Origin of the sequence: Buchnera aphidicola (Aphis gossypii) (assembly GCF_013394915.1) — a bacterium.
Taxonomy (GTDB): domain Bacteria; phylum Pseudomonadota; class Gammaproteobacteria; order Enterobacterales; family Enterobacteriaceae; genus Buchnera; species Buchnera aphidicola_AZ.
In genome coordinates this window covers 173,892-197,727 of the sequence record NZ_CP056771.1, presented here as the reverse complement: position 1 = coordinate 197,727, position 23,836 = coordinate 173,892, and the positions used below count along the sequence as shown (strand labels likewise).

The 23,836-nt window shown below is 25.1% G+C and carries 22 protein-coding genes; 11 read left to right on the top strand and 11 right to left on the bottom strand.

Annotation, left to right across the window (positions count from 1 at the left end; translation table 11 throughout):
• Nucleotides 1-46: 46 nt before the first annotated feature.
• On the bottom strand, nucleotides 47-316 hold the full coding sequence (rpsT, locus tag HU701_RS00970; protein WP_178919048.1) for a 30S ribosomal protein S20: 270 nt from the start codon (nucleotides 314-316) through the stop codon (nucleotides 47-49).
• A gap of 189 nt (nucleotides 317-505) precedes the next feature.
• On the opposite strand from rpsT, the gene ribF reads away from it, so the two are divergent.
• The 8 genes from ribF (at nucleotide 506) to folA (ending at nucleotide 11,724) form a co-directional block, all read left to right on the top strand.
• Entirely contained in the window at nucleotides 506-1,453 is a 948-nt protein-coding gene (gene ribF, locus HU701_RS00965; RefSeq protein ID WP_178919046.1) for a bifunctional riboflavin kinase/FAD synthetase, read from the top strand.
• An 11-nt stretch (nucleotides 1,454-1,464) separates the two neighbouring features.
• A complete protein-coding gene (gene ileS / locus HU701_RS00960; protein ID WP_178919044.1) occupies nucleotides 1,465-4,275 on the top strand; it encodes an isoleucine--tRNA ligase in 2,811 nt (936 codons plus the stop codon).
• A complete protein-coding gene (gene lspA, locus HU701_RS00955) occupies nucleotides 4,272-4,736 on the top strand; it encodes a signal peptidase II (RefSeq protein ID WP_178919042.1) in 465 nt (154 codons plus the stop codon). The genes ileS and lspA overlap by 4 nt, the downstream gene beginning before the upstream one ends.
• 76 nt (nucleotides 4,737-4,812) lie before the next feature.
• Nucleotides 4,813-5,757 carry a 4-hydroxy-3-methylbut-2-enyl diphosphate reductase gene (gene ispH / locus HU701_RS00950; protein WP_158346095.1) on the top strand — a complete coding sequence of 315 codons (945 nt, stop codon included), beginning with the start codon at nucleotides 4,813-4,815 and terminating at the stop codon, nucleotides 5,755-5,757.
• Nucleotides 5,758-5,762: 5 nt separating this feature from the next.
• Nucleotides 5,763-6,590, top strand: a complete 828-nt coding sequence (gene dapB / locus HU701_RS00945; protein WP_178919040.1) for a 4-hydroxy-tetrahydrodipicolinate reductase — start codon at nucleotides 5,763-5,765, stop codon at nucleotides 6,588-6,590.
• 177 nt (nucleotides 6,591-6,767) lie between these two features.
• Nucleotides 6,768-7,907: a glutamine-hydrolyzing carbamoyl-phosphate synthase small subunit gene (gene carA / locus HU701_RS00940; protein ID WP_226856603.1), complete on the top strand. Its 1,140-nt coding sequence runs from the start codon at nucleotides 6,768-6,770 to the stop codon at nucleotides 7,905-7,907.
• A gap of 13 nt (nucleotides 7,908-7,920) precedes the next feature.
• Complete coding sequence (carB, locus tag HU701_RS00935; RefSeq protein WP_178919038.1) at nucleotides 7,921-11,151, top strand: carbamoyl-phosphate synthase large subunit; 3,231 nt, start codon at nucleotides 7,921-7,923, stop codon at nucleotides 11,149-11,151.
• A gap of 75 nt (nucleotides 11,152-11,226) precedes the next feature.
• Nucleotides 11,227-11,724, top strand: a complete 498-nt coding sequence (folA, locus tag HU701_RS00930) for a type 3 dihydrofolate reductase (protein ID WP_158346087.1) — start codon at nucleotides 11,227-11,229, stop codon at nucleotides 11,722-11,724.
• Nucleotides 11,725-11,782: 58 nt separating this feature from the next.
• On the opposite strand, the gene apaH is transcribed toward folA, so the two are convergent.
• From apaH to HU701_RS00915, 3 genes are all read right to left on the bottom strand, one after another.
• A complete protein-coding gene (apaH, locus tag HU701_RS00925) occupies nucleotides 11,783-12,595 on the bottom strand; it encodes a bis(5'-nucleosyl)-tetraphosphatase (symmetrical) ApaH (protein WP_158346085.1) in 813 nt (270 codons plus the stop codon).
• Nucleotides 12,596-12,627: 32 nt separating this feature from the next.
• The gene (gene rsmA / locus HU701_RS00920) at nucleotides 12,628-13,443 is read right to left on the bottom strand and encodes a 16S rRNA (adenine(1518)-N(6)/adenine(1519)-N(6))-dimethyltransferase RsmA (RefSeq protein WP_178919028.1); all 816 of its coding nucleotides are present in this window, start codon (nucleotides 13,441-13,443) and stop codon (nucleotides 12,628-12,630) included.
• 97 nt (nucleotides 13,444-13,540) lie between these two features.
• Nucleotides 13,541-14,833, bottom strand: a complete 1,293-nt coding sequence (locus HU701_RS00915; RefSeq protein ID WP_178919026.1) for a peptidylprolyl isomerase — start codon at nucleotides 14,831-14,833, stop codon at nucleotides 13,541-13,543.
• 178 nt (nucleotides 14,834-15,011) lie between these two features.
• On the opposite strand from HU701_RS00915, the gene HU701_RS00910 reads away from it, so the two are divergent.
• Nucleotides 15,012-15,770, top strand: a complete 759-nt coding sequence (locus HU701_RS00910) for a DedA family protein (RefSeq protein WP_158346858.1) — start codon at nucleotides 15,012-15,014, stop codon at nucleotides 15,768-15,770.
• A gap of 26 nt (nucleotides 15,771-15,796) precedes the next feature.
• Here HU701_RS00910 and rplY read toward each other — a convergent pair whose 3' ends face one another.
• The 3 genes from rplY to folE form a co-directional block, all read right to left on the bottom strand.
• Nucleotides 15,797-16,081, bottom strand: coding sequence for a 50S ribosomal protein L25 (gene rplY, locus HU701_RS00905; RefSeq protein WP_178919024.1), 285 nt, complete (start codon nucleotides 16,079-16,081; stop codon nucleotides 15,797-15,799).
• 32 nt (nucleotides 16,082-16,113) lie between these two features.
• Nucleotides 16,114-16,974 carry a deoxyribonuclease IV gene (gene nfo, locus HU701_RS00900; RefSeq protein ID WP_178919014.1) on the bottom strand — a complete coding sequence of 287 codons (861 nt, stop codon included), beginning with the start codon at nucleotides 16,972-16,974 and terminating at the stop codon, nucleotides 16,114-16,116.
• Between the two features lie 148 nt (nucleotides 16,975-17,122).
• A complete protein-coding gene (gene folE, locus HU701_RS00895) occupies nucleotides 17,123-17,785 on the bottom strand; it encodes a GTP cyclohydrolase I FolE (protein WP_178919012.1) in 663 nt (220 codons plus the stop codon).
• A gap of 123 nt (nucleotides 17,786-17,908) precedes the next feature.
• Between folE and glyQ the strand changes: the two genes are divergently transcribed.
• Nucleotides 17,909-18,838, top strand: coding sequence for a glycine--tRNA ligase subunit alpha (gene glyQ, locus HU701_RS00890; protein WP_158346073.1), 930 nt, complete (start codon nucleotides 17,909-17,911; stop codon nucleotides 18,836-18,838).
• Nucleotides 18,816-20,882, top strand: coding sequence for a glycine--tRNA ligase subunit beta (glyS, locus tag HU701_RS00885; protein WP_178919010.1), 2,067 nt, complete (start codon nucleotides 18,816-18,818; stop codon nucleotides 20,880-20,882). The genes glyQ and glyS overlap by 23 nt, the downstream gene beginning before the upstream one ends.
• Nucleotides 20,883-20,909: 27 nt before the next feature.
• Here the strand turns inward: glyS and yajC are convergent, their stop codons facing one another.
• Genes yajC through HU701_RS00865 form a run of 4 tightly spaced genes read right to left on the bottom strand, consistent with a single transcriptional unit; the run spans nucleotide 20,910 to nucleotide 23,835 of the window.
• Entirely contained in the window at nucleotides 20,910-21,248 is a 339-nt protein-coding gene (gene yajC, locus HU701_RS00880; protein ID WP_158346069.1) for a preprotein translocase subunit YajC, read from the bottom strand.
• A gap of 22 nt (nucleotides 21,249-21,270) precedes the next feature.
• A complete protein-coding gene (gene tgt / locus HU701_RS00875; RefSeq protein ID WP_178919008.1) occupies nucleotides 21,271-22,389 on the bottom strand; it encodes a tRNA guanosine(34) transglycosylase Tgt in 1,119 nt (372 codons plus the stop codon).
• 45 nt (nucleotides 22,390-22,434) lie between these two features.
• Nucleotides 22,435-23,502 carry a tRNA preQ1(34) S-adenosylmethionine ribosyltransferase-isomerase QueA gene (gene queA / locus HU701_RS00870; protein WP_178919006.1) on the bottom strand — a complete coding sequence of 356 codons (1,068 nt, stop codon included), beginning with the start codon at nucleotides 23,500-23,502 and terminating at the stop codon, nucleotides 22,435-22,437.
• 30 nt (nucleotides 23,503-23,532) lie between these two features.
• Nucleotides 23,533-23,835: an integration host factor subunit alpha gene (locus tag HU701_RS00865; RefSeq protein ID WP_158346063.1), complete on the bottom strand. Its 303-nt coding sequence runs from the start codon at nucleotides 23,833-23,835 to the stop codon at nucleotides 23,533-23,535.
• Between the last annotated feature and the right edge of the window lies 1 nt (nucleotide 23,836).

The window sequence follows — 23,836 nt, the reverse complement described above, 5'->3', positions numbered from 1 at the left end:
AGTATTGCTTCTTAAAAAAATGAGAGGCAATACTGTTATAACAAATTTATTTTGAATTTAATTTTTTAATTTGCAATGATAAAACAGATTTATGTCTTGCTGCTTTATTTTTATGAATTAAACCCTTAGTTGAATACTTATCAATTACAGGCTGCATGTTTTTAAAAGCGTCTTCTGCTCTTTTTTTATCTCCGGAAAAAATAGCTAATCGAACTTTTTTTATAAAAGTGCGAATTTTTGAACGTTGACTTATATTTTTTTTACGACGATTTTCCGATGCTATAGCATCTTTCTTAGATGATTTAATATTAGCCAATTTTAACTCCCTAAATAAAAAATTTTACTAAAAATTATACTATATATAAAATATGATACAAGAAATAATAAAAATTAATAACAAATCTAATAAATTTATATTAAAAAATAATTAAACAGTTATTATTAAATATAAATTTCATGATAAATTCTAACACATATAACTTTATTTAATCGGATTAATTTAATAATGAAGATTATACGAGGTATCCATAATCTTAAAAAAGTAAATTCTAACTCAGTTATAAGCATTGGAAATTTTGATGGAGTACATTTAGGGCATCAAAAATTAATTTCTACAGTGTACAAAGTAGGTCAAGAAAAAAATTTAACAACAATAATAATTTTATTTGAACCACAACCATTAGAATTTTTTAGTAATCGAATATCTCCTAAGAGAATTACAACATTTCAAGAAAAAATAAAATACATTCAATTATATAAAATTGATATTATTTTATGTATTAAATTTAACAGTATTTTTTCAAGTATTAGCGCTGAAACATTTATTACGAAAATATTAATTAACAAACTAAACGTAAAATTTATTATAATTGGTACAGATTTTAAGTTTGGTTCTAAAAGGAATGGAGATATTTTTCTCTTAAAAAAAATGAGTGAAAAATATAAGTTTACTATTGTTGAAATAAAACCATTATATAAAAATAATATTAGAATCAGTAGCACTAATATTAGAAGATATTTATTAAAAAATAATATTAAATTAGCTAAATTATTACTTGGCAGACCATTTAATATTATTGGTCGAGTTGTTTATGGCAATCAAATAGGAAGAACATTAGGTTACCCAACAGCTAATATAAAATTACATCAAAATATTGCCTTAAATAACGGAGTATACGCAGTTAAAATAAATTATGAAAAAACATATTTTGGAATATGTAATATAGGAGTTAAACCTAGTTCCCTTAATAAACACAAAAACAAAACACTTGAAGTTCATTTATTTAATGCAAAAATTAATTTATACAACAAAAAAATAGAAATTTTAATATATAAAAAAATAAGAAATGAGCATTTTTTTATATCTATACAGAAACTTAAAAATCAGATTCACAAAGATGTTCAAATTGCTAAAAAATATTTTAATATTTCTGATAATTCACTGAAAAAATAAAGAAAATACTTATGCATGACTATAAAAAAACTTTGAACTTACCTAAAACAGAATTTTCTATGCGAGCTAATTTAACTCAAAAAGAACCTAAAATCTTAAAAAATTGGTATGAAAACAATCTTTATGAAATAATTAGGAAAAATAAAGAAAACAAAAAAATTTTTCTTTTGCATGATGGACCTCCATATGCCAATGGAAATATTCATATTGGACATGCAGTCAACAAAATTTTGAAAGACATAATTATTAAATCAAAAAATTTGTCTGGTTTTGATGCACCATATACACCATCTTGGGATTGTCACGGATTACCTATTGAACAAAAAGTTGAAGAAAAAATAGGAATATATAACAAGAAAATAAATACTTCAATATTTCAAAAAAAATGTAGAAAATATGCAAATAATCAAGTAGAAAAACAAAAGAAAGACTTTATTAAATTAGGGGTTATTGGGGACTGGGATAATCCTTATCTTACAATGGATTATAAAAACGAAGCAAATATAATTTCAACACTTTCTAAAATTATTGAAAAAAAATACTTATATAGAGATTTTAAACCTGTGCATTGGTGTTTAAAATGTCAATCATCTTTATCTGATGCAGAAATTGAATACTTTGATAAAAAATCAGATGCAATTTTTGTTGCGATGAAAAGTAATGATAAAAATTTAAACAAGATATTTAGCACTGATATATTAAAAGACAAAAAAATATGCTTACCTATTTGGACTACTACTCCATGGACACTTCCATCTAGCCAAGCTATTACAGTCCATCCACACTTTAAATACGATGTAGTTGAAACAGAAAAATATAATTTAATTTTAGCTGCAGGATTAGTAAAAAGTACCCTTGACACTTTAAATATAAAAAATTGGAAATATGTAACTTCTATTAAAGGACAAAAATTAGAAGGTATAAATTTTTTACATCCATTTTTAAAAAACATCTTATTACCTGTAATATTGGGAAAACATGTTACCCTTGAAGCAGGAACAGGAGCAGTACATACATCACCAGATCACGGACAAGATGATTATTCTATCTGTCAAAAATACAATATAAATACAGTAAATTTAATTAACTATAAAGGTGATTTTAAAAAAAATATACACCCAAAATTAGATGGTGTTAATATTTTTCAATCTAATAATATTATTATACAATTATTAATTGACTATGATTGTTTATTACATCATGAGTCTTTAAATCATAGCTACCCGCACTGCTGGAGACATAAAACTCCTATTATATTTCGAGCTACCCCTCAATGGTTTATCAATATTAATAAAAACAATTTACGCGTTAATACTGTCGAGGAAATTAAAAAAGTTTTATGGATTCCTCAATGGGGAAAATCTAGAATTGAAGAAATGATTAAAAAGAGACCTGATTGGTGCATTTCAAGACAAAGAAAGTGGGGCGTGCCAATGTCTATTTTTATAAACAAAAAAACAGGTAAGATACACCCTCAAAACTCTATTATAATGAAAGAAATAGTTAAAAAAGTAGAACTATCAGGAATTCAAGCGTGGTGGAATATTGATTTAAAAGAAATATTAGGCGAAGAATATTATTTATATGATCAAATTTTTGATATATTAGATGTTTGGTTTGAATCAGGAAATACGCATACAACTATACAATATAAAAATAAAAAAAATAAAAAAAATTATGCAGATATGTTTTTAGAGGGTTCTGATCAACATCGGGGTTGGTTTATGTCATCATTAATGATATCGATGTTAATCAATAAAAGAGCACCTTACTCAGAAGTTTTAACGCATGGATTTGTAGTTGATGGAAGTGGACAGAAAATGTCTAAATCTATAGGAAATACTATTAGCCCTAATGATATAATCAAAACATTGGGAGCAGATGTTTTAAGGCTTTGGGTTGCTTCTTCAAATTACTCTAATGACATCTCTATTTCTGATGAAATTTTAAAGCGTACATCAGATATTTATCGAAGAATAAGAAATACAGCACGTTTTATGTTAGCCAACATAAACGATTTTGATCCAAATACAAATATTATTTCTCAAGAAAAAATGATCTACTTGGATCAATGGGCTGTTTCTCGCGCTAAAATAGTACAAGAAGATGTTATTCGGCTTTATAATAAATATAATTTTCATGGAGTAATAAAGAAATTAATGCATTTTTGTTCAGTTGAAATGGGTTCTTTTTATCTTGATATTATTAAAGATAGACAATATACTTTAAAAAAAAATAGTTTAGAAAGAAGAAGTTGCCAAACAGCAATATATTATATCATTCACGCTTTAGTAAGATGGATATCACCTATATTATCGTTTACTGCTCATGAAATATGGAGCTATTTGCCTGGAAAAAAATCAGAATATGTATTTATAGAAGAATGGTTTAATGAATTATTTGAACTAAAAATTAATATGATATTTAATCATAAATTTTGGAGCGAATTAATTGAAATTAAAAATGAAATAAATAAATTCATAGAAAAAGCAATAAAAAACAAAAAAATAAATAATTCATTAGAAGCTTCTATCACATTATACGTCACACCTGAAATAAAAGAAAAATTAAAAACTTTAGGAAATGAATTAAAATTTTTATTTTTAACATCTCAGGTTTTAGTTAAAGATTACAAAGAAGCTCCAACTAAAACAAAAAAAAGTTTTTTATTTTCAAAACTTAAAATTTCCTTAGAAAAAAGTAAAGAAAAAAAATGTCAAAGATGTTGGCATTATGATATACCTATAAATAATAATAATGAAATTTGTATGAGATGTATTGATAATACTCAAGGGAATGGTGAAAGACGAATTTTCATATGAAAAAAATATATAAAAAATATTTTCTAATTATAATACTTATTCTAATAATAGATATTCTTTCTAAGCTCTGGATTTTAAAATATTTCGATTTATATGAAACAACAGAAATTTTATCAGTACTAAATTTGTTTCATGTACATAATTATGGCGTAGCTTTTAGTATATTCTCTAGTGAAACGTTATGGAATAGATGTTTCTTGTCAATATTAAGCATAATTATTATAGTATTTATATTTAAAGAAATTGTAAAAATAGAAAAAAAAGAAAAAACAGATTTTTGTTTTATCCTAGCAGGAGCAATAGGAAATTTAATAGATCGTATACATTATGGATTTGTTATAGACTTCATTGATATACATATCAACAACTGGCATTTTGCAACATTTAATATATCTGATTGTAGTATTTTTCTTGGAATGATTATTTATATAAAAAAACGCATAAAAACAAATTTTAAATAAAACAAACGTATTACTTCTTAAATTTCATAGCATAATATATGATTTAATATAAATACATATCTGGAGATTTGTAAAAATGGATGTTTTGTTAGCTAATCCAAGAGGTTTTTGCGCGGGTGTTAAAAGAGCTATTTTAATCGTTGAAAACGCTTTAAAGATTTATAAAAAAACTATATATGTCAAACACGAATTAGTTCACAATAAACATGTTATAGAAAAATTACGTAACAAAGGAGTTATGTTCGTTGAAAAAATCTCAGATATTCCAAATAATTCAATAATTGTTTTTTCTGCTCATGGAGTTTCAAAAAAAACAAAAGAAAAAGCTTTAAAAAAAGGATTAATCATTTTAAATGCAACTTGCCCATTAGTCACAAAAGTACACAAAGAAGTATCACAAGCAAGCAAAAAAAATATAGAAACTATTTTCATTGGCCACAAGGGGCATCCTGAAGTCATTGGCACGATAGGTCAATATAATAGTACAAATAGTAAAATTCATCTAGTTGAATCGATAGAAGATATAAAAAAACTACCAATTAATCTAAATCACAAAAAATTAAATTTTTTCACACAAACAACATTATCTATTAATAACACTCGATCTATTATTAAATTTTTGAAAAAAAAATTTCCATATATCTCCGGACCTAAAAAAGAAGACATATGTTATGCAACAACAAACCGACAAAATGCAATGATTAAATTATCAAAAAACAGTGATATAATACTTGTAATAGGCTCTAAAAATTCCTCTAATTCCAAACGTCTTACTGAATTAGGGGAAGAAATTGGAGTATACACTAAACAAATTGAATCGTTTTTAGATATCCAAAAAAAATGGATAAAAAATATAAAATATATTGGAATTACAGCAGGTGCGTCTGCACCAGAATTTTTAGTACAACAAGTCATTGAATATTTAAAAAAAATGGGCGCTCAAAACATAAAAGAAATTTCAGGAAATAAAGAAAAAATAAGTTTTAAAATACCTAAATACTTAACAATTTCAAAAAACTAAACATTATGAATAAAAAAATAACTCGCATTGCTATTACCGGGGCTCTTGGTAGAATGGGTCAAATGTTAGTAAGGGAAGTAGAAAAAAACAAAAAAACTTGTTTAACTGCAGCAATAGTAAAAAAAAATCATCCTTTAATAAATCATGATATCGGAAAGGAAATTGGTATAGGTAAAATAGGAGTGCTTATTCAAGATACTTTAGATATTGAAAAAAATGATTTTGATATTTTAATTGATTTTACAAATCCTATTAGTACACTGAAATATTTAAAATATTGTAATAAATTTCAAAAAAATATAATTATCGGTACAACTGGATTTTCAGATTCAGAAATGCAAATTATTAAATCTTATTCCAAAAAAATTGCTATATTAATAGCATCAAATTTTAGTATAGGAATAAATTTACTGTACTATCTAGTAGAAAAAACTACTCAAGTTTTAGGAAATAATTCTGATATTGATATTATAGAATTTCATCATCGCAATAAAATGGATATACCTTCAGGAACAGCATTGACTATTGGGGAGAGTATATCAAAAGTTATGAGATGGAATTTAAATGAAAATTCATTATATTATAAAAAAGGATTCAAGAAGGTTAGAGAGTTTAAAAAAATTGGATTTTCTAGTGTAAGATCAGGAGATATTATTGGAAAACACTCAGTTTTTTTTACGAACTCTGAAGAAGAAATCAATATCACTCACACTGCTTTTAATAGAGAATCTTTTGCTAAAGGCGCTGTTCAATCAGTTTCTTGGATCGCTTTAGAAAAACAAGGTCTATTTAACATGAGAGATTTTTTAAAAAATATATTTCAAAATTTATAAAAATTAGATATATATATTATATACTTAGTATTTTTAAGACATTAAGATAGATAAAATATTTATTATCATAATAGACAAAAATATTAATTTTAGTTAAAATAAATATTTAATTTTTCACAATATTTTACTTATTTTTTTAAAATCTAATCTATATTAAAAAATTTTTTGGAGGGTGCTTTGGGCCAATCAGCAGTATTAGTTTTAGAAGATGGCACTAAATTTCATGGACGTTCTGTTGGAGCGACAGGAACAACTGTAGGAGAAGTTGTTTTTAATACATCAATAACTGGGTACCAAGAAATAATCACCGATCCTTCTTATTCAAACCAAATTGTAACACTAACACATCCCCATATCGGAAATGTTGGAACTAATAAAAATGATGAAGAATCATCTAAAATTCATGCAAGAGGATTAATTATCCGTGATATGTCTCCAATATCTAGTAACTATCGCAGTACAAAAAGTTTTTCTGCTTATCTAAAAGAAAATAATATTATTGCAATATCTGATATTGATACAAGAAAATTAACGCGTATTTTAAGAACAAAGGGGTCACAAAATGGATGTATTATAGAAGATAAAAAAGAAAACTATATTATAGCACATAAAAGAGCAAAAAATTGCTTAAGTTTACAAGGATTAGATTTAGCTAAAAAAGTAACTACTCAAGTTATTTACAACTGGAATAAAAAAAGCTATATAATTAATGAAAACCAGTCTTACTCTGAAAAAAAATTTTTATTTCATATTATTGTATATGATTTCGGTGTGAAACGAAATATTTTACGTATGTTAGCGGATCGAGGATGCTACTTAACTATAGTACCTGCTACAACAGATTCAAAAACAGTACTAAATTTAGCTCCTGATGGAATTTTTTTATCTAATGGACCAGGTGACCCAAGACCATGTCACTATGCTATCAAATCAATTCAAGATTTCTTAAAAATTAATATTCCAATATTTGGAATATGCTTAGGACATCAACTACTTGCATTAGCTAGTGGAGCTAATATCGTTAAAATGAAATTTGGTCATCATGGTGGAAATCATCCAGTAAGAGAAATAAAAACTAATCGTGTAATTATCACATCTCAAAACCATAGTTTTACTGTAGATACAAAAAATATGCCAAAAAATATTTTTATAACACATACTTCTCTTTTTGATGGTACAGTACAAGGTTTATGTTTGACTGATAAATTAGCTTTTAGCTTTCAAGGGCATCCAGAAGCTAGTCCAGGACCGCATGATGGTTCATATCTATTTGATCATTTTATAAAATTACTTAATCAAGCAAAATTCAGTAATTAATTAGGAAAAAAAAATGCCTAAATCTACTGATATAAAATCTATTTTAATTCTTGGAGCAGGTCCTATTGTAATTGGGCAAGCATGTGAATTTGATTATTCAGGTGCACAAGCATGCAAAGCATTACATGAAGAAGGTTACAAAATTATTCTTGTTAATTCTAATCCTGCAACTATCATGACTGATCCATACATGGCAGATGCTACATATGTTGAACCTATTCATTGGAAAGTAGTAAAAAGGATTATAATTAAAGAGCGTCCAGATGCATTACTTCCGACTATGGGTGGCCAAACAGCATTAAATTGTGCATTAGAACTTAATAAAAGAGGGATACTAAAAAAATTTAATGTTAAAATCATAGGGGCTACTATCGATGCGATAAACAAAGCAGAGGATAGAAAATTATTTGAATTTTCAATGAAAAAACTTAATTTACAAACTGCAAAATGCGGTATTGCACACAGCATTAAAGAAGCATTATCAGTATTAAAAAACGTAGGTTTTCCATGTATTATTAGACCTTCTTTTACTATGGGGGGGAGTGGAGGTGGAATTGCCTATAACCAAGAAGAATTTGAAGATATTTGTGAGAGGGGGTTAAAATTATCTCCTACTACTGAGTTATTAATCGATGAGTCATTAATCGGTTGGAAAGAGTACGAGATGGAAGTTGTACGAGATAAAAATAATAATTGTATCATTGTTTGTTCAATTGAAAATTTCGATCCTATGGGAATACATACAGGAGACTCCATTACTGTAGCTCCAGCACAAACATTAACTGATAAAGAATATCAGATTATGAGAAATGCATCTATGGCTATCTTACAAGAGATTGGAGTAGAAACTGGAGGTTCTAATGTACAATTTGCTATTAACCCAAAAAACGGTCGAATGATAGTGATTGAAATGAATCCAAGAGTTTCTCGTTCTTCTGCATTAGCCTCTAAAGCTACAGGATTTCCAATTGCAAAAATAGCTGCAAAATTAGCAGTAGGATACACGTTAGATGAACTAGCAAACGACATTACAGGAACTAACACAACAGCATCTTTTGAACCATCAATAGATTATATAGTAACTAAAATTCCAAGATTCAATTTTGAAAAGTTTCCAGGATGTAACGACAGATTAACTACTCAAATGAAATCTGTCGGTGAAGTTATGGCTATAGGAAGAACATTTCAAGAATCAATACAAAAAGCAATTCGAGGATTAGAAATCGGAGTGTGCGGTTTTAATTCTAAAATATCTAAATTAGACACTCAATGTTTAATAAAAATTAGGCATGAGTTAAAAGAAGCAGGTTCAGATAGGCTTTGGTATATTGGTGATGCATTTAGATTAGGAATGTCTATAAACGATGTGTTTGAATTAACATCTATTGATCCTTGGTTTCTTATGCAAATTCAAGAAATCATTCTATTAGAAGAAAAAATTAAACAAAATGGATTTATTGGATTAAATTATAAATTTTTATATTTTATTAAAAGAAAAGGTTTTTCAGATTTACGTATAGCTATGTTGCTAAACAAAAAAGAACGTGATATACGTCATTTACGCAATAAATTAAACTTACACCCTGTTTATAAAAGAATCGATACATGCTCAGCTGAGTTTTCCACTGAAACCGCATATATGTATTCCACCTGGGAAGATGAGTGCGAAGCTAATCCTACTACAAATAATAAAAAAATTATTATTATAGGAGGTGGTCCAAACAGGATAGGGCAAGGGATAGAATTCGATTATTGCTGTGTACATGCTGCACAAGCATTAAGAGAAGATGGTTTTGAAGCAATTATGATTAATTGTAACCCAGAAACAGTGTCTACAGATTACGATATATCTGATCGACTTTATTTTGAACCAATCACATTAGAAAACGTTTTAGAAATAGTTAAAATTGAAAAACCGAAAGGAGTTATTATTCAATATGGAGGGCAAACACCACTAAAATTAGCAAAAGAGTTTGAAAAAGAAGGGATACCTATTATTGGTACAAAACCAGATGCTATTGATAAATCAGAAGATAGGAATCGCTTTCAAAAAATTGTAAAAAAATTAAATTTAAAGCAACCGTTAAATGCTACAGTTTTAACTTTAGAGGAAGCACATCAGCACGCAAAAAAAATTGGTTATCCTATCATGGTTAGACCTTCTTATGTTCTAGGTGGAAGAGCAATGGAGATTGTTTACGAACCATCTGAATTAGATAACTATTTTAAAACAACATTAAAACCAAACAAGACCACTCCAATTCTATTAGATCAATATTTAAATTATGCAACAGAGGTAGATGTTGATGCAATCTGTGATGGGAAAACAGTTTTAATTGGAGGAATCATGGAGCATATTGAACAAGCAGGAGTGCATTCTGGAGACTCAGCATGTTCTTTACCAGCTTATACTTTAACTAAAAAAATTCAAGATAGCATTAGAAAACAAGTAAAAAAACTAGCATTTGAATTATCTGTACGAGGACTAATGAATGCGCAGTTTGCAATTAAAAATAATGAAATATACATTATTGAAGTGAATCCAAGAGCAGCTCGAACAGTTCCATTTGTATCTAAAGCAACAGGATTAGCGCTAGCAAAAATCTCTGTACGTGTTATGCATGGTGAAACATTAAAAAAACAAGGGTTTATAAAAGAAATTATTCCATCGTTTTTTTCAGTAAAAGAAGCTGTTTTACCTTTTGATAAATTTCAAGGTGTAGATCCTATATTAGGACCAGAAATGAGATCTACAGGAGAAGTGATGGGTATTGGAAAAAATTTTTCAGAAGCATTTTCCAAAGCGATGCTCGGTGCTCATACAAACATGAAAAAACTAGGACGTGTATTACTCTCGGTAAGAGATAATGACAAAAAAAATATTGTAAATTTAGCTGTAAAATTAAAAAAATTTGGCTTTGAAATTGATGCTACTAAAGGAACATCTATAGCTTTAAAAAAATCTGGAATTATTTCTAGATTAGTAAATAAAGTATATGAAGGAAGACCACATGTTCAAGATCGTTTAAAAAATGGAGAATACGTATATATTGTTAACACAACATCTTGTCATCAAGGTCTAAAGGACGCAAAATTAATTTGTCGGAGCGCTTTGCAATATAAAGTTCATTATGACACAACTATTAATGGAGCATTTGCTACAGTTATGGCATTAAATGAAGATCCAACAAAGAATATTATATCCTTGCAAGAAATACATAAAAAAATGAATTCAAAAAAATAAATTTTATTTAAATAAATCAACTTATTTTTATAAACATGTTACAAAGAATATTTATAACTCTTAAAAAAATTATATATGAAAATTAGTTTAATTGCGGCTATTTCTAACAATCTTGTTATTGGAGATAAAAATAAAATACCTTGGTATCTTCCAGAAGATTTAAAGTGGTTTAAAAAAAATACGATAAATAAAAATATTATTATGGGGCGTGTAACATGGGAATCTATAGAAAAATTTTTACCTATGCGAACTAACATAGTAGTTAGTAAAAAGAAAATTTTTAAAAAAAATATTATATGGGCAGATTCAATCAATAGTGCCATAATCTCTTCTGTATGCTCGAAACATAGCGGACATGAAGAAATAATGGTGATTGGAGGGTCTCAAATATATCAACAAATGTTGTTTTATGCTAATAAACTATATCTCACCCATGTGAATTGTGATATTTCTGGAGATACTTATTTCCCGAAATATAAATTATTTAAAAATTGGAAAACAATATTTAAAAAAAATTTTTTTAAAGATAGAAAACATAATTATGATTTTTGTTTCGAAATATTAATAAGATAAAACTTATATTTTAATTTCCAAATAAATTTATTTACATATTTATTTTACATAATATATTTTATCCTAAATAAGATTGATAAAAATATTGTTTGTCTTCCCATCTTAACATTAGCAATTGTCCACCCCAACAGCAACCTTTATCTAATGGGAAAAATGCACTAGGAACGCGTGTATCTTTTAAAGTAGACCAATGCCCAAAAACAACAGAATATTTTTCTTTAAATTTATTTGATATAATAAACCATGGTAATAACGGATATTTAACAACATTAGGAGATTTTTTACATATCAAATTTAACTTTCCGTTAGGATAGCAATATCTCATGCGTGTAAAAGCATTAACACTATATCTTAATCGATCAATTTTCCTTAAACTAGAATTCCAATAATTTATTTTATTATTAAAAACAGACTTTAAAAATAAAGGATAATCATTACTTAATAAAGATGCTTCAATTTCTAAAGCACATGCTTTCATAGTTTCAAAATCCCATTGCGAACTAATCCCAGCATGTATCATAATAATTTTTTGTTGCTCATTAATTTTTAAAATAGATTGAGAACGTAACCAATTGATTAATTTATCACTGTCTTTAGAAGATAAAAAATCGTCAAAATAGTTCTCTTTTTTATTTTCTTTGATACCAGAATATACTGCAATTAAATTTAAATCATGATTTCCAAGTACTATATTTGTTCTATCTTTTATAGAATATAAATATCTAATTACTTCTAGTGAATTAGGCCCTCTGGCAACTAAATCACCTGCAATCCATAGATAATCTTTTTTAACGTCAAAATTTGATTTTTTTAAAAGTATTTTAAATTCTCTATAACAACCATGAATATCACTAATAAAATAAGTGCTCATTTTTTTTCTACTTTAAAATGTAAAATATATATTTAAGTAAAAACATATTTTTGATAAATATTATTTTCTATCATATAATTAGATAATTGACAATATTGTAATATAGAAATATTTTCAGGTCTTAATCTTGGGTTAATGTTTAATTTCATAAAAACTTTTTCAGAAAAGATTTTACCCAAACTATGACGTAATATTTTTCTTCTTTTTTGAAAAGCTAAATTTGTAATATAACTAAGAACATTTGTATTGTAAGTAAAATAAGGAAAACAATCAGTATGAGGTGTCAAATTAAGAAATATTGATTCTACTTTAGGAGCAGGTTTGAAACATTTTGAAGAAACATGCAATAAAACTTTGATGTTACAATAATATTGAGAAATAATACTTAAACGACCATATAATTTGCTACCTGGCGATGCAATTAAACGCTCAGCAAATTCCTTTTGCAGCATAAAGTTCATATCCTTAATAATATTAATTCTTTTAAATAAATGCAATATTAAAGACGTAGAAATATGATATGGTAAATTACCAAAAATTCGAATCAATTTATTTTTTTTATGAAATAATTTTAAATAATCAAATTCTAAAGCATCTTCATGATATATTATTAATTTCGGATAAAATGAACACTTTTTTAACCTCTCTAACAGAAATTTATCAATTTCAATGACAATTAACTTATTTATTAAATCACAAACAGGTCGAGTTATCGCGGCTAATCCCGGTCCAATTTCAACTAAAATATCATTTAACTGAGGGTTAATAAATTTAACTATTTTTTTAATTACATTAAAATCTGTAAGAAAATTTTGACTAAATTTTTTTATAGGAATGTGCTTTTTCATTTAGTTTTTTATCAACTTATAATATTACATAATTTTAATTTTAAAACATATTATTTTATTTTTATCTTATTGAAATTTTTAAAATATTATCTTAATATTAAAAAACATTTATATAAGATGATTTTTTCATTTTTTCAATCCAATTATTTTTTGCTTGTTTAATTTTATATTCTAATAAAATTTGATAAATTTTTTCTTTTTCAATTTTCCATGTTTCATCTATTTGACGTTTTTCTAACAATTTGATTATATGCCATCCAAATTTGGATCTAATTGGTTTACTAATTTCGTTACTATTTAAATTTTTTAAAACATTTTTAAAAGCACCATCAAAAGATTTACTTGAAACCCAGCCTAAATCGCCTTTTTTATGAGATGAATAAAAATCACATGAGAAATTTTCTATAGCGTAATCAAAGCTATAATTTTTTATTTTTATATTATTATATATTTTAAAGATATCTTTTTTAGCTTGTATATCATTTAAAATAACAGAAGGACGCATCAAACAATGCTGAATATGGAATTCAGTAATTATTTTTTTAACGCTATTATTTTCAATATTATTTACTTTAATAATATAAAAACCTTTTTTCCCTAAAACAGGGCCTAATATTTGGTGATTTTTAAAAATATTTAGTTTTCTAGAAAAAATTTTTTTTAAGTCTTTTAAGTGTTTTAATGATATGTTTTCTGCTAAAAAAATATTTTTGTTTTTTTTAAAACTTTTGTAAAAATAATCAAAATTAGAGTTATTACTGATCATTTCAAAAAGATGATTAATTAAAAATTTTTTATTTTTAATTATCTTGTTATCTTCTTTTTTTGAAAAAGGTAAGATAATAAATTTTAAATTAATTTTTTTTAATTCATTTTGTTTTTTTATTTTCTGACTTAACAAATAATATATTTCTTTTTCAGATATATTAATATTTTTGTTTGAAAAATAATCTTGTAACATTTTAATTTTTAATGAATTCTTTATATTTTGGATATAATCATTGTAATTAAAAAAATTATCAGTATTATTTAATATAATATTACTTTTTAATTCATTTAAAGTGATATGTTTTTCAAAAGCAATGTTTCGGAGTACCGAATCCACTTGAGCATCAGAAACGATGATATTAAATTTACTTGCTTCTTCTAAAATTAAAGAATCTATAATTAATTTTTCTAATATTTTGTCTCTAAAAAAATTCATCTTTAAAGGAACTAAGACCGAATTTTTTTCTTTTTTTAAATAAAAAAGTACTTGATTAATATCACTATCTAATATAACTTGATTATTTACAATAGCGACAATCTTATCAACTTCAAAAATCTTAGCGAAACAACTCGAAAACACACTTGAAAATATATATAAAATTACAATAAAATAAACTCTCATTTTTATTCTTCTTGATATTCTCTTTGTTTTAAATTTTTTATTATAACGATTTTTGTATTATAATGATATTCTAATATAAAATATTTACTTGAGATTTTTTTAAAAAAAATATAAAGTATAAAATATATTTAATTTTACATGATATATCAAAATTAATAAAAACATATAATGGATGTCTATGGAATATTGGTTAACATCTTTAATAACACATTCTCTAATATATTCACTATGCATAATAGGTATAGTTTCTTTTTTAGAATCTCTTGCATTAATTGGTTTATTACTTCCAGGAATAGTATTAATGGCAACATTAGGTACATTTATAGGTAATAAAAAATTGTTTTTTTATCCTTCTTGGATTGCAGGAACTATTGGATGTTTATTAGGAGACTGGTTATCATACTGCATTGGATTATACTTTAAAAAATGGTTGCATAATCTATCTTTTTTAAAAAAACATCATAAGATATTAGAAAAAACTGAAATATTACTACATAAACATAGTATATTAACAATATTAATAGGTCGTTTTATAGGTCCAACTAGACCATTAATACCTATGGTTTCAGGAATGTTGAAATTACCATTAAAAAAATTTATTTTACCTAGTTTTATAGGATGCATATTATGGCCTCCGGTTTATTTTTTTCCCGGAATTATTGCAGGTATAACTATTAATATACCTACAGATTCCAGTAATAATTATTTCAAATGGTTTTTATTCATTATTGCTATTTTAATTTGGATAGGAATATGGTTAATATCAAAATGGTGGAAAATAAAAAAAATAAAAAATAAAGATCATATAAACATTATACAAAAAAATATTGGATTTATTGCGCTGATATTTTTAATATTTGGATTTTTTGGATTAATATTAATACAATTTCATCCAACTATGATAATTTTTAGAAAAGTATTATCGAGCATATTATAAATCTTTTAATTTAAAAAACAAAAATTTTAAACATACAAAAAATCGATATGTAACAATTTCAATTTAAATGGATGTCTTTGTACAGATTGAACTTTGACTATATATTCTTTTCCTTGAATCAGTAAAAATAATTTTTTTTGATAAAAATCTGTTTTTTTCTGTAAATTAAAAACAGTATTATGATCTAAAACTAAAGATATAGGAATTTTATTTAACCCATATAAAATCGCTGGAAATTTATTTTGCATACGTAATTTTCTACTAAAACTTTTTCCTTTTTTTTCTCTTATCTTTGCATCTATAGTCAACATAATAAACTCTCTCTTATAACGAAATATATATATTACAATACAATATTATCTTTGCTTTGTAATGACTTTAACCAAGATATTTCCTCTGCCCACATTAATGAGTCACTTGTTTCTAATATCATGGGTATATTAGAAAAAGACTTATTTTTAATGATCCATTCAAAAACTAATGTTCCAATATAACCTAACCCTAAATTTTCATGTCGATCAACGCGACTATTAAAATCTCTTTTTGAATCATTTAAATGTAAACCTTTTAAATATTTTAATCCTATCAAATTAAAAAATTTATTAAATGTATTTTGGCAATTTTCTTTTGTTCGTAGATCATATCCTGAAGAAAACAAATGACACGTATCTAGACAAACACCAATGCGCGATTTGTCATCTACTTGATTTATAATTTCATATAAATGTTCAAAACAATATCCAACATTCGTTCCTTGTCCTGCAGTATTTTCAATTACAGCTGTTATATTATTAGTTTTTTCTAAGGCTATATTAATTGATTCAGAAATTCTTAATAAACAATCTGTTTCTGAAATTTTATTTAAGTGACTACCAGGATGAAAATTTAAATAATACAAACCTAAATCATCACAACGCTTTATTTCTTGAATAAATGCTATACGAGATTTTTTTAACAAATCATTATCAGGATGACCTAAATTAATTAAATAACTACTATGTGGTAAAATTTTTTCAAAAAAGAAATTATATTTAATACAGGCTTTTTTAAAATTATCTATATTGATTGCATTTAAAGGAGATGCGGACCATTGTAATTGATTTTTAGTAAAAAACGAAAAAGCTGTAGCGTTTAACTGAAACGCTCGAAATACTGCTTTTTCTAAGCCACCTGAAGAACTAACATGCGCACCAATATATTTCATTTTAACTTTCCAAGAAATTTTTAAATATTTATAAAACTAATTTATTTTATTGAAATTAATTAAAATATAAAAATATTCATAAATTAAGAATGATATCATACTGAGAAATCATGTTTTAATCAATTAAATAAAGTAAATATATTTATTTTTATAGATTGTTTTTAAAAAGAAATTGATCACGAATACTTTTTCTAGTTTTAAATAATCCTTTTAAAGAAGAAGTAATAACAGTGCTATTGACATCGCAAATACCACGTGTTTTAACACAAAAATGATTCATATTAAGAACAATTGCGATATCTTTAGTACCAAGTAAAGTTTGTAATACTACTCGTATCTGTTTAGTCAAGCGTTCTTGAATTTGAGGTCTTTTTGAATAAAATTGTGCAATTCTGTTTATTTTGGATAACCCAATAATTTTTTTTCTAGGAATATATGCAATATCTGCTTTTCCATAAATAGTAATAAAATGATGTTCACAAGTGCTCATCAATGTAATATCACGAACAATAATTATATCACTTGACTTAATTACATTTTCTATAAATGTAATCTTCGGAAAATTTTTATAATCTAAACCCAAAAAAATTTCTTTATTATACATTTTCGATATACGGTCAGGGGTATTTTTTAAACTATCATTTTTTGTATCTAAATTTAAAATATACATAATTTTATATATATATTTAGCAATTAATAATTCTCTTTCTTTTTCTTCTATACCATTGTATTCTTTTAAAATAGGATTTTCTAAACCTTTTGATAACAAAGCATTATGAGCTAATTGAGCTTCTTGACTAATTTTGATCATATTTAAAATTCTCCTGATAGCTAAAAACTATTTTTTATATAATTTTCTATATAAAATATATAGATTATAAATATCATTATATATAATATAAAAAATAAATACTGATGTTCTTTAAGGTATACAATGAAAAATCGTGAAAATACTTTTTATAGATTAATTCAAATTTTGAAAAAATACTGGATAAAACAAGAATGCACTATTTTTCAACCATTAGATTTACCAATGGGTGCAGGAACATTTCATAATATAACATTTTTAGGAACAATTGGTCCTGAACCTATTAAAGCTGCTTATGTACAATACTGCAGACGACCAACTGATGGGAGATATGGAAAAAACCCAAATCGCTTGCAAAGTTACTATCAATTTCAAGTAATTATTAAACCTCCGGTTAAAAACATTCAAAGTATGTATTTAGAATCATTAAACTTACTTGAAATAGATGAAAAGAATAACGATATACGTTTTATAGAAGACAATTGGGAAAATCCTACTTTAGGAGCTTGGGGCGTCGGATGGGAAGTTTGGCTTAATGGAATGGAAATTACTCAATTCACCTATTTTCAACAAGTAGGTGGAATAGAGTGTAATCCTGTAACTGTAGAAATTACATATGGTTTAGAAAGAATAGCAATGCATATGCAAAATCAATCAAATGTATATGATTTAATTTGGAACTCAAATCGATTTCAAACGATTACTTATGGTGATATTTTCAAAAAAAACGAAATAGAACAATCACAATATAATTTTGAATATTCAAACATTGATTTATTATTTGAATATTTTGAACAATATATGTTGGAATCAAATAATTTAATAAGTTTAAAAAAACCATTACTCTTAGTAGCATATGAAAAAATATTACAAGCAAATCATATATTTAATTTATTAGATGCGAGAAAAGCAATATCTTCTAGCGAACGTCAAAATTATATTTTAAAAATTAGAAGTATTACTAAAAAAATTGCGAAAGAACATCTCAAACTAAAAAATAAAAATTTTAATGTAGAAATAAAAAGAGAAGAAAATGAAAAAAACATTTTTAGTTGAAATAGGAACAGAAGAACTCCCTTCCAGAATATTATACAATGTAATCACTATATTTTATGAAAATTTCGTTGATGCATTGAATTTAAATAATATTGAATATAAAAAAGTTAATTATTTTGCTACCCCTAGAAGATTAGCATTAAAAATTCTAGATATTGATAGTTCCCAAAAAATAAAAAAAATTTTGAAAAAAGGACCTTCTTTAAAAGATTCCTTTGATAAAAATGGAATACCAACAAAATCTGCATGTTCTTGGGCTAAACATATTGGAATTAAAATACACGAAGCAAATCAATTAAAAAATAAAAAAGGTGCATGGTTAGTATATTATATACAGCAAAAACAAGAAAAAATTGAAATATTGCTTCCTAAAATAGTAGAAATGTCATTAAAAAACATTAATATTAAAAATTTAATGCGATGGGAAATAAATAATATTAAGTTTTTTCGTCCTGTTCGAAATATTTTGATGATGTTAGATGATAAAATAATTAATAAAAAAATTTTTAATATTAATTCTAAAAATAAAATTCATAATCATATTTCCTTTAAAGAAGAAGAAATATATCTTAGACACGCTCAAGAATATCCGTCTGTTTTATTGAAAAATAGTAAAATAATAGCTGATTATGATATTAGAAGAGAAACAATTAAAAAAGAAATTAAAGACATCGCAAAAAAAGTAAATGGATCTACGGAAATCAACTTAAAACTTTTAGAAGAAATAAATTCAACAGTAGAATCACCTAAGGGTGTTTTAGCTACTTTCAAAAAAAAATATATTAAATGCATACCAAATGAAATTCTTGTTTATATTATAGAAAAACAGCAAAAATGTTTTCCAATATACAATGAAAAAAAAATTTTACCATATTTTATTTTTATTACCAATATACATTCAAAAAAAGACAATCAGATTATATTAGGCAATGAAAAAGTCATGGAAGCTAGATTATCTGATGTAATGTTTTTTTTAAAAAAAGATAGAAAAACGAAATTATTAGATTATCTCCCTTTGTTAAAAAAAGTGCTGTTCTATAAAGATTTAGGTACGTTATATGATAAAACTATACGATTACAATCACTAGTAGATTTTATGTCAAATAATCATAAAAAAACTGATTTAATAAAATCAGCAGTTTTGTCTAAATGCGATCTCATTACAGAAATGGTATTTGAATTTCCAGAATTACAAGGAGTTATCGGAATGCATTATGCTCTTCAAAATCAAGAAAAACATGAAATTGCTCTTTCCATTAAAGAACAATATTTACCAGCTTTTTCTGAAGATATACTTCCATCTAGCTTAATGGGGTCAATATTATCCATTGCTGATAAAATAGACACTTTATGTGGTATGTTTTTAATTAATCAAGTACCATCATCCAATAAAGATCCATTTGCTTTAAGAAGAGCGGCTTTAGGAATAATACGTATTATTATCAATAAAAATATATCTTTAGATTTAAAATTTTTAATTTTTAATAGTCTTAAAATTTATAATAAAAAAGAGCTAGATTATATATCAATATCTAAAAAAATTATAAATTTTTTTAAATTAAGATTGTTATCTTTTTATGAAAAAAAAGGATATAATATTAAAGTAGTTCAATCGGTTTTATCATGTCAAATAACAGATATTTTAGATATCAATGAAAGAGTTAAAATAATATCAAATTTTGAGAAAGAAAAACAATTAAAACCAATTTTATTAATAATAAAAAGAATATCTAATATATTGAATGTATATAAACAAGATATAAATAATATTAAAATTAATATTAATTTAATAAAAATAGAAGAAGAAAAAAATTTGTTTAAAGAAATAAATAATTTTAACAATGATATAAAACAATTGTTGATAGAAAAAAAATATCAAATAATTTTATTAAAATTAAAAAATTTTGAAAAACCTGTAAATAATTTTTTTGATCGAGCAAAAATAAATCATTGCGATATTGAAATTAAAAATAATAGATTAATTTTATTAAAAAAAATAAAAACTATTTTTTTTAAAATAGCAAACTTTTCTTATTTATATTAGAAGTTAATTTAATAAATTTTTAATTCTTTATTTTTTTAAAGATTCTAAAGTATTTTTGGGAAGCAATGAAATTATAAAATCTTTTTTCACAAACACTTCATTTGCATCATTTAGTTCTAATAAAATATATCCATTCTCTGTGATATTTTTTACACGACCTAAAAAACCACTAGTTGTCATTACTTCGTCACCTAAAGTAATTAACTTCATAAGATTTTTTCGTTCTTTTTCTTTTTTTTGTTGAGGACGAAAAAGCATAAAATAAAAAATTAGCAAAAAAATTAATAACATAAAAATTAAAGAATAAGAACTTCCTTCTATTGGTTGCTTCGCTGCAGCAACGGCATTATCAATTAAAATATTCATTGTATCAAATTCCTTAGTACGTTTATAAATGCGAATTTATTTTTTTTTGGTTATAAAAATTTTCTATAAAATTATCGAATCTTTTTTCTTTGATTGCATTTCTTATATTGCACATTAATGTTTGATAATAATGTAAATTATGTATGGTATTTAAACGAGCACCTAAAATTTCATTACAAGAATCTAAATGATGTAAATATGATCTACTATAGTTTTTACAAGTGTAACAAAGGCATGTTTTATCTAAAACAGATAAATCTTTTTTATATTTTTTATTTCGAATTTTTATTATACCATTAGTTACAAATAAATGTCCATTCCTAGCGTTTCGTGTTGGAAGAACACAATCAAACATATCTATACCACGATATACACTTTCTATTAAATCTTCTGGTTTTCCTACCCCCATTAAATATCTTGGTTTATTTTGTGGCATTTTTGGAACAATGTAATTTAAAATATTATACATTTCAGTTTTAGATTCACCAACGGCTAAACCACCTAAAGCATATCCATCAAAATTCATTTTAATTAATTCTTTTAAAGAGATTTTTCTTAACTTTTCATATATTCCTCCATGAATAATTCCAAATAAAAGATTATCATTTTTTTTATGTAAATCAAAATATTCACGAGATTTCTTCGACCAATTTAACGATTTTTCCATGGCATTTTTTGTTTTTACCCAATCTTTGGTATATGAAATACATTCATCAAAAACCATGATGATATTTGAACCTAAATTCAATTGAATTTCCATTGAAAGCTCAGGTGTTAAAAATAAACTTTGACCATTAATATGGTTTTTAAACATTACTCCTTTTTCATTAACTTTGCAAAACTTTGAAAGACTAAAAATTTGAAATCCACCCGAATCTGTAAGAATAGGTCCATTCCAATTCATAAAATTTCTCAAATTTCCATGTAATTTAATGACATCTTTTCCTGGTCTTAAATATAAATGCAGCGCATTAGCTAAAATTATTTTGCTACCAGTATTTTGAATTTCTTCAGTACTAAGACTTTTTACTGTTCCATATGTGCCTACGGGCATAAAAATAGGAGTTTCTATGCGTTGTTTATTAAAATGGAAAACCCCATATCTTGCTTGTTTTTCTTGACTTATAACTTGAAATTTCATTTTTTTCTCAGGTAAATAAAATGTTAAATCAAAAATTTTTTAATTTTATATTTTTTCATAAGGAGCGAGTGTATTATATGTAATATACATTGCATCTCCATAACTAAAAAAACGATATTTTTTTTTAATTGCTTCACGATAGGCATGAATAGTATTTCGATATCCTAAAAAAGAAGATACCAACATAATTAGCGTTGACTCAGGGAAATGAAAATTAGTAATTAACGCATCAACAACATGATGTTTATAACCAGGGTATATGAAAATATTAGTACTTTTTGAGTAGTTTTTTGAATTATTCCAAAAAGTAGAATTATATGCGCTCTCTAAAGCTCGTAATGTAGTAGTACCAACAGCTATTATACGTCCTCCATTTTTTTTGCATACTTTAATTTTATCAATTAAATCAGCGGAAACATAAGCGTGTTCCGCGTGCATAATATGTTTTTCTATTTGCACGGTTCTAACCGGTTGAAATGTACCGCTACCTATATGTAAAGTGACAAAATCTGTATTTATCCCTTTTTTAAATAGTGCTTCTAATAAAATCGCATCAAAATGTAAACCTGCAGTCGGTGCGGCAATAGAACCTAAATTTTTTTTATATATAGTTTGGTATAAATTTTCATCTAATTTTAAATTCTTTCTTTTAATATAAGGAGGTAAAGGTATATGCCCATATTTATGAAAAATGTCAAAAGATGAAATTTGATTATTATCAAATTTAATTTCATAGAATGGCTTTTTATAACTAATTACATAACCTTCAATATCATTATATGTTCCAAAAAAAAGTTTAGAATTAATATTAACTAAATTTGATGATTTAAGATATGCTAGTATATTGTTGTTACTTAATATTTTTTCAAGTAAAACTTCAATTTTTCCTCCACTCTCTTTAAAACCATATAAACGCGCAGGGATAACTTCTGTATTGTTAAAAACAACTAAATCACCGGCATTAATCTCATTAATAAGATTGAAAAAAAATTTATGAGTTATTTCACCCGTATTACCATTGACAATCATTAAACGACATTGACTTCGTATCGGAGAAGGATAAAAAGCTATTAATGACTTTGGTATATCTAAAGAAAAATTACTAAGATTCATATTTCATTTCTTTTAAAAACACACTCAATATTAATATTTAGATTTCATAAAACAATATTCAACACGATTTTTTAATTTTTGACCTGCTTTAAAAGTAACAACTCGTCTTTTTGAAATAATTACTTTTTCTCCTGTTTTTGGATTTCGACCTGGACGTTCTTTTTTATTTTTTAATTCAAAATTTCCAAAACCAGATAATTTAACATTTTCTCCTTTTTCTAAAGATTTTCTAACTTCTTCGAAAAAAAAATCTACAAATGATTTTGCATCACGTTTAGTTAATTTTAATTTTTCAAATAAATTTTCTGAAATTTTAGCTTTTGTTAATACCATA